This is a genomic window from Pantoea folii, assembly GCF_056678875.1.
Map to the genome: position 1 here is coordinate 44853 of NZ_JBWXON010000029.1, position 7659 is coordinate 52511.

5 protein-coding genes are annotated in these 7659 nt (G+C 54.3%); 4 read left to right on the forward strand and 1 reads right to left on the reverse strand.

What is annotated here, in order from left to right:
• Positions 1-46: 46 nt before the first annotated feature.
• Positions 47-2608: a class I adenylate cyclase gene (locus AC1MDE_RS24600; protein ID WP_058960368.1), complete on the reverse strand. Its 2562-nt coding sequence runs from the start codon at positions 2606-2608 to the stop codon at positions 47-49.
• Positions 2609-2920: 312 nt separating this feature from the next.
• On the opposite strand from AC1MDE_RS24600, the gene hemC reads away from it, so the two are divergent.
• Genes hemC through hemY form a run of 4 tightly spaced genes read left to right on the forward strand, consistent with a single transcriptional unit; the run spans position 2921 to position 6952 of the window.
• Positions 2921-3862, forward strand: a complete 942-nt coding sequence (hemC, locus tag AC1MDE_RS24605) for a hydroxymethylbilane synthase (protein ID WP_097118546.1) — start codon at positions 2921-2923, stop codon at positions 3860-3862.
• Complete coding sequence (gene hemD / locus AC1MDE_RS24610; RefSeq protein WP_479397924.1) at positions 3859-4599, forward strand: uroporphyrinogen-III synthase; 741 nt, start codon at positions 3859-3861, stop codon at positions 4597-4599. Before hemC ends, hemD begins: the two co-directional genes overlap by 4 nt.
• Before the next feature lie 23 nt (positions 4600-4622).
• On the forward strand, positions 4623-5753 hold the full coding sequence (gene hemX / locus AC1MDE_RS24615) for a uroporphyrinogen-III C-methyltransferase (RefSeq protein WP_034827857.1): 1131 nt from the start codon (positions 4623-4625) through the stop codon (positions 5751-5753).
• Positions 5754-5755: 2 nt separating this feature from the next.
• Positions 5756-6952 (forward strand): protoheme IX biogenesis protein HemY, encoded by a 1197-nt coding sequence (gene hemY, locus AC1MDE_RS24620; protein ID WP_058960370.1) that lies wholly within the window; start codon positions 5756-5758, stop codon positions 6950-6952.
• The last annotated feature ends 707 nt before the right edge of the window (positions 6953-7659 follow it).

Here is a 7659-nt window from a genome sequence, read left to right on the forward strand (position 1 = left end):
GCATGTCAGAGGAAAAGCCAATCCCACCGCGCGAACGCGGGCGGGATCAGTGCATTTGGTATCGCGGCTGGAAATCGCCGTTGTCGTTATCGGGTTGCGTCGCGCAGAGCTGCGTCAGCGTCTGGCTGCGGAAAGGAATCACCTGGAAGCGATCGCCCGCGTGCACAATCTGGTAGAACTGCGGCAGGTTGAAGTTAATAAAGCTGGAGCCGTAGGTGAAACGGTCATGCGACGAGGAGTAAAAACGGCTCACGTCACGTACCAGCTCTTCTTTGCTGCCTTCGCAATGGTGATAAACCTCAACGCGATTGGTTTCGTCGAGGATATAAATGTTGAAGCCGCGATCGTCATTGGTGTCTTCGAAGAAGAACTGAATGATACCTTCGCTGGCATAGCCATTCACCACCGGCGGCAATGGCGTCTGATTCGATTCCACTTTGATCGACAAACCGTGCAGCTTGTTGTTGGAAATCGCGCCGTAGAACTCCACCGCATTTTCCAGTTTCTGCACCGAGACGCTCATGCGCTCGAAGAACAAGCCCCACGTCTGGCCCGCCATGCGCAGCGCTTTAAAGCGGCCAGGCTCCTGACGGGTACTCGACAGGCGCAGCTCAATACACTCAGACACCAGCTGCTGTACGCGGGTACGAATCAAACCGCGCAGGTGCTGGCTGTAGCAGAACACTTCCACCGTATCCGGCGGTGCGGCATCCTGATGCATTTTGCCGAGAATGGTTTTCAGCGCTTCGATCATCGCCTGCTCACCGCTGAAGTGCAGCGTACGCACTTCATTCCATGAGTTGCGGTACAGCAGATCAATGCTGCCAATCAGGCACTGTTGCTGCTGACCGAAGCTGAACACATCCAGCTTGCGGAAATCAAAGTGCACCACCTGATTGCGGAAGGCGGAGGTCGGATCGTGTTCGAGGTTAACGATAATCGCCAGATGACGGATTTCGCACGGACTGTATAACGCTTTTGGCGTCGGTGCAGGCACACGCAGCGGGAAGTGGCTCGACACATCGTTCACCAATTCCTGCAAACGTGGCAGATCGCAGAATTCGTTGCCCTTCATGTGCAGACGCGTTTTGCTGGTCAGTAAACCGTTGAACCACGCCCACGCCACTAACTTGTTCAGGTAGCGGTTAAATTCCAGCGGCTGATGGCTGATGATCGAACTCATGTCCGGCGACTGGTTGTAAAGATACCAACCCGCACGATTAGCGCGGCCTTCCGGCACATGAATGAAGGTCAGATTATCTTCCGACAGATCTGGCGAAATCTGTGGGTTCACCAGCGTCACTTTACCCGGCAGCGCTTCAAACGCGGCATACAGTTTACGCGTCAGCACGCCGATGTCCTGCGGGCTGGCACTGACGCTTAAATTGTTACGACGGGCAAAACGGATCAGGTTGCGATAGCTCTGCATCATCGCATCCAGCAGCTCGTTGTGTGCTTCACGCACACGTTCGATTTTCCACTGGGCGCGGTTATCCAGCACTGCAAGTTTCTCTTCATCCCAGCCCCACTCTTTCACCAGCTGCGAAAGAATCTCGCGACGCCAGCCTGAGCGGTGATGATGGTGATCGTCGCTCGAGAGCTTCTCGCACACTTTCAAATAGAAACATCGACGCACCAGATCGAGGCGCGCCATGTCATCGACGCTGGTCAGATAGCGCGTCACGCGCTCCAGCATCATGCAATAGGGGTCGAGGCCGAAGCAGACGATTTCGCCATCGTGCAGGCGCTGTTTGATATCCATCGCCAGCAGTTGCGTGTTCGGGTATTCCCAGCTGTACGCTTCTAACAGCAGGGTTTTCAGCACCGCTTTGTAGGGTGAATCGATGCTTTTATACAGCTGCCACAAGCTGGCGCCGAAGTACTCTTCGGCTGACAGCGTGCCGAGGCCGCCGAGATCCAGCCATTCATTCGGCGTCAACACGCCTTGTGAATAGAGTGACATCACGTAATCGTCGTAATGCTGCTCTTCTTCGCCAGGCACCATGTTCCATAGGATGCGTTTGCCCGCCATGCGCACAGCGGTACGGTAAAACTCATCCAGCAGCAAAATATGTTGGGTCGAACCGCAGTCTTCGCCACCGAGGCTGCCGCTCTCATTGTGACGGAAGCGGTTCTCGTCGATCAGGAAGAAACTGACTTCCACACCCATCGACACACACCATTTCTGTAACAGCGTACACTTGCGCTGCAGATTGAGGCGTTCTTCATTATCTAACCAGGATTGGTGACACACCCAGATGTCGAGATCGGACACGCTGTTCTGACCGACGGACGAGGTACTGCCCATCGAATAGATGCCGGTAATCGGACGCTCGCCTTTGACGGCAGTGCTGAGATCCAGAGACTGATCGCCTGCCAACTGTTGCAACAGATGCTGTTGGTTTTCATCAGGCGTGAAGAAGCTGACGCCGTGGGGAACGCTACCGTCAAGGTAGCCCGGCATCAGCGGGTGATGATAGTGCAGTAATGTTGGCAGCAGACTGTAGACTTGCTGGAAGGCAGGTCCCATAGCAGCCAGTGCGCGATCAACGCGCAGCTGGTTAATTGCATCCAGTCTCTGTTTCAGTGTCTCAATGTAGAGGTACAAGACGTTTCGCCTGATTGTCCCAGTGTTAAGCACCCTGTTTCCAAAACCTGCCGCTTAATAATAAAGATGTTGGGCAAATTATTGCTGGAAACGTGATCAATCTAACACCTGGAGGATTGACCGTAAAGAAAGTTGCGCTACATGACAGTTTAGCACGTTCCCCATGTAGCCCTGCTTTTTCGGACTTAGACGTCAGAAAATGACGCAATAATGCGTAACAACTGACATCGAGGCCTTTTCAATCCGTTGAAACTGACAGCATTCCCCTATCAATGATAGGATAATCGATGAACGATCAAAATGGTTAACAGCATGTTAAACAAAATTTTCAGAATTGCTACCAGACAAAGTCCCCTTGCTTTATGGCAGGCACAATATGTCCAACAACGCCTGATGGCAGCACATCCGGGCGTGCAGGTTGAGCTGGTGCCGATGGTCACTAAAGGCGACATCATTCTCGATACGCCGCTGGCTAAAGTCGGTGGAAAAGGCCTGTTTGTCAAAGAGCTTGAACTGGCAATGCTGGAAAACCGTGCCGATCTTGCGGTGCACTCCATGAAGGATGTGCCGGTGGATTTCCCGGAAGGCCTGGGCCTCGTCACCATCTGCGAGCGTGAAGACCCGCGTGATGCCTTCGTTTCCAATCTTTATAACAGTATTGATGAACTGCCACAGGGCGCGATTGTGGGGACGTCCAGTCTGCGTCGTCAGTGTCAGCTCAGCGCGCGTCGTCCCGATCTGATCATCCGTTCGTTACGCGGGAACGTGGGCACCCGTTTAGGTAAGCTGGATGCCGGAGAATATGACGCCATTATTCTGGCCGCGGCAGGCCTGAAGCGCTTGAACCTCGACGACCGCATTCGTCAGGCGATGCCCGCTGAAATCTCGCTGCCCGCCGTGGGCCAGGGCGCCGTCGGCATCGAATGTCGCCTTGATGATCACGAACTGATTACCTTATTGCAGGCGCTGAATCACGACGACACCGATGTTTGTGTGCGCGCTGAACGCGCGATGAACACACGCCTCGAAGGCGGTTGTCAGGTACCGATCGGCAGCTTCGCCGTGCTGGAAGATAATCAGCTATGGTTACGTGGCTTAGTCGGCTCACCGGATGGCCAGCAAATGGTGGTAGGTGAACGCCGTGGTCCGCGCGAAAACGCCGTGCAAATGGGGATTTCCCTTGCAGAAGAGCTGCTGGATGGCGGCGCCCGCGACATTCTGCGCGACGTTTATCAGGGGCAAACACCCGCATGACCATTCTCGTGACCCGCCCGGAACCCGCTGCCAGTGAACTGGTTTCGCGTCTGCGAACCCAGGGAAAACTGGCGTGGACTCTACCGCTGATTGAATTCACGCCGGGTCGCGATCTGCAACAATTGCCGCAAAAACTGGCGGCTTTACGGCCGGGCGATCTGGTGTTTCTGCTGTCACAGCAGGTGGTGCTGTTTGCCCATCCAGCGCTACAGCAGAGTGCCCTCACCTGGCCCAAAACACTCGACTACTATGCGATAGGGCGCAGCACCGCGCTGGCACTGCATACCGTCAGTCATCTGAAAGTAGACTATCCTCATGCGCGGGAGACCAGCGAAGAGTTAGTGCGCCTCAACCGTCTGCAGCAGGTAAAAGGCAAGCGTGCGCTGATTTTGCGCGGCAGCCCAGGCCGTGAGTTACTGGCTGAAACCCTGCTGGAACGCGGCGCCGAGGTGGAATACTGCGAGTGCTATCAACGGTGTGAAAAGTATTATGAGGGCGCGATTGAGGGTCGTCGCTGGCGCGATCGCGGAATTACCACGCTGGTGGTCACCAGCGGTGAGATGTTACAACAACTGTTTGCACTGTTTCCGCCAATCGATCGTCGGGAATGGTTATTGCACTGTCGACTGGTGGTCGTCAGTGAACGTTTGGCTACTCAGGCCGCCGAATTAGGCTGGCAGGATATTGAGGTAGCCGATGGTGCTGATAACGATGCGCTGCTGCGCGCGTTACGCTGAACTTAACAATGGGATGAGCCATAATGACGGAACAAAAAGCCTCCTCCGCCATGGTTGAAGAAACCACCCCTGCGGACACTTCCCCCACGCCAGACGGTAAAAAGCCTCGCGATAAAAAAAGCGATGGCAAAGTACTGAGTGCGGTGGCGATTGTGATTGCGCTGGCGATTGGCGCGGGACTTTACCTCAATGGGAAACATCAGGCCGATTTACAGGCTCAGACAAACCAGAATCTGAGTGAACAGCTGAGCGCCCTGCAGCAGCAACTGGGCAGCGACAAACAACAGCTGACGCAACAACTGGACACCGCGAACACAGCGTTGCAGGAAGCGCGGACGCAGCAGGACAACAGTGCCAAAGAGCTGGAAACCCTGCGCGATAAAGTCGCGACGATTTCCGGCAATGACACCCGCACCTGGCTGCTGGCACAGGCGGATTACCTCGTGAAACTGGCCGGCCGCAAGCTGTGGAGCGATCAGGATGTCACTACCGCCGCCGCGCTGTTGAAAAGTGCCGATACCAGCCTGGCCGATATGAATGACCCGAGCGTAATGAATGTGCGCCGTGCGCTGACGCAAGACATCAGTTCTCTCTCAACGGTGAGCCAGGTCGATTACGATGGCATCATCCTCAAACTCAATCAGCTGTCGAACGGCGTCGATAATCTGCGTCTGGCTGACAATGACAGTGATGATTCACCGATGGATGCCGATGGCGGAGAGCTTTCCAGCTCGCTGCACGAATGGCGTCAAAACCTGGTGAAGAGCTGGCATAACTTTATGGATGATTTCATTACCATCCGCCGCCGTGATAATACCGCACAGCCGCTGCTGGCACCGAATCAGGACGTTTACCTGCGTGAAAACATTCGTTCACGTCTGCTGATTGCCGCCCAGGCTGTGCCACGTCATCAGGATGAAATCTACAAACAGTCGATTGATGCGGTCTCGACCTGGGTGCGCGCCTGGTACGACACCAATGACGCTGCCACCAAAGCTTTCCTCGCACAGCTGGATGAACTGAGTCAGCAAAACATCTCAATGGATGTGCCGGATACGCTGGAAAGTCAGGCGCTGCTGGAAAAATTGATGCAGACGCGCGTGCGCAACCTGCTGGCACAGCCATCGGTTCCGGCTGATCAACAGGGAGGCTAAGCATGCTGAAAGTATTGGTGCTTTTCCTGCTGCTGATCGCAGGCGTGGTATTGGGGCCGATGATTGCCGGCCACCAGGGCTACGTGCTGATTCAGACTGATAACTGGAACGTGGAAACCAGCGTTACGGGACTGGCAATCATCCTGATTCTCAGTCTGCTGGTGATTCTGTTCATTGAATGGATTTTACGCCGCGTATTCCGCACCGGTGCACGCACGCGTGGTTGGTTCACTGGACGTAAACGCCGCAGCGCACAGCGTCACACGCAGAGCGCTCTGATGAAGCTGGCGGAAGGTGATTACAAGCAGGTTGAAAAACTGCTGTCGAAGAATGCCGATCACGCCGATCAGCCGGTGGCTAACTATCTGTTAGCAGCCGAAGCGGCACAGCAGCGTGGTGACGAAGTGCGTGCCAATCAACATCTGGAACGTGCGTCTGAGCTGTCTGAGAATGACACCATTCCGGTTGAGATCACTCGCGTGCGCCTGCAGCTGGCACGTAATGAAGATCATGCAGCACGCCACGGCATTGACCGTTTGCTGGAAGTCGCGCCGCGTCATCCTGAAGTGCTGCGTCTGGCTGAACAAGCTTATATTCGCACCGGCGCATGGGGCGCATTGCTGGATATTCTGCCCTCTATGCAGAAATCTCAGGTCAACGACGAAGCCCATCGTGAGGCGCTACAACAGCAGGCCTGGCTGGGCATGATGAATCAGGCCATGGCCGATCAAGGCAGCGAAGGCCTGAAGAAGTGGTGGCAAAACCAGAGCCGTAAAACGCGTCAGGAAACGGCGCTGCAGGTGGCGATGGCGGAACATCTGATTGAGTGTGATGACCCTGATACTGCACAAAGCATCGTGCTGGAAGGATTGAAGCGCCAGTATGACGATCGCCTGGTGCTGTTAATGCCACGCATTAAAAGTGGCGATCCGCAATCGCTGGAGAAAGCGCTGCGCCAGCAAATCAAACAACATGGCGCAACGCCGCTGCTGCACAGCACCTTGGGCCAGATGCTGATGCGCCACGGTGAGTGGCAACAGGCCGCTGAAGCTTTCCAGCAGGCACTGGCACAACGCCCTGATGCTTTTGATTATGCCTGGTTGGCCGATGTCTATGATCGCCTGCATCGCCCCGAGGACGCTGCTCAAATGCGCCGTGAAGGTCTGCTTCTCACCTTGAAGACGAATCCAAACGCTTGATTTAACGATTGTTACTTTTGTGCACGCCGGGCTTGTCCCGGCTTTTTTTTTGCCTGAAGAGTAGCGGCGTGAGGGTAAATCGCAGATAAAAAAACACCTGCCATAAGCAGGTGTAAGATCAGGTCGTTCAGACAACTGATGGTATCCGACTCAACGTAATGTCCTTCTTACTGCAGTAAAGCGTGCGCAATAACTGCCAGGCTGGACAACGGATACCGTAAGGGGCTCTGCATCATTCCCAGGTTTATGTAGCATCAGCAAACATAAGAGGTGGAATGAGCATCTACAGGATTATTATTGCATAAGCCGTGCCAGAATTGCAGATTCAGAGATAAGTTATTTTAAATCAGCAAGATAACCGTACAGCCTCACTTCAGGCTGAAAAGTGCGTCGTTATTTCGCAACACTCCCCTCAATAACTGTCTCCTCTCAACGACAACCAATGCAAGGAACTGTCAGTCCATGTAAAATCAATGGCTTATGAGTCTCATAATGACGACAACAGCCGGTGGCGTGATTTAAGAAGCAGCTTGATGTTTAGAAGCCGGGATGCTGAATTGCTGAGTTGCTGAGTTGCTGAGTTGCTGAGTTGCTGAGTTGCTGAGTTGCTGAGCTGCTGAGTTGCTGAGCTGCTGAGTTGCTGAGTTGCTGAGTTGCTGAGTTGCTGAGTTGCTGAGTTGCTGAGTTGCTGAGTTGCTGAGTTGCTG

Bases quoted from the DNA above. Each gene is read 5' to 3' on its own strand.
- hemX (WP_034827857.1), top strand. From the start codon at position 4,623: ATGACGGAACAAAAAGCCTCCTCCGCCATGGTTGAAGAAACCACCCCT.
- hemD (WP_479397924.1), top strand. From the start codon at position 3,859: ATGACCATTCTCGTGACCCGCCCGGAACCCGCTGCCAGTGAACTGGTT.
- hemC (WP_097118546.1), top strand. From the start codon at position 2,921: ATGTTAAACAAAATTTTCAGAATTGCTACCAGACAAAGTCCCCTTGCT.
- hemY (WP_058960370.1), top strand. From the start codon at position 5,756: ATGCTGAAAGTATTGGTGCTTTTCCTGCTGCTGATCGCAGGCGTGGTA.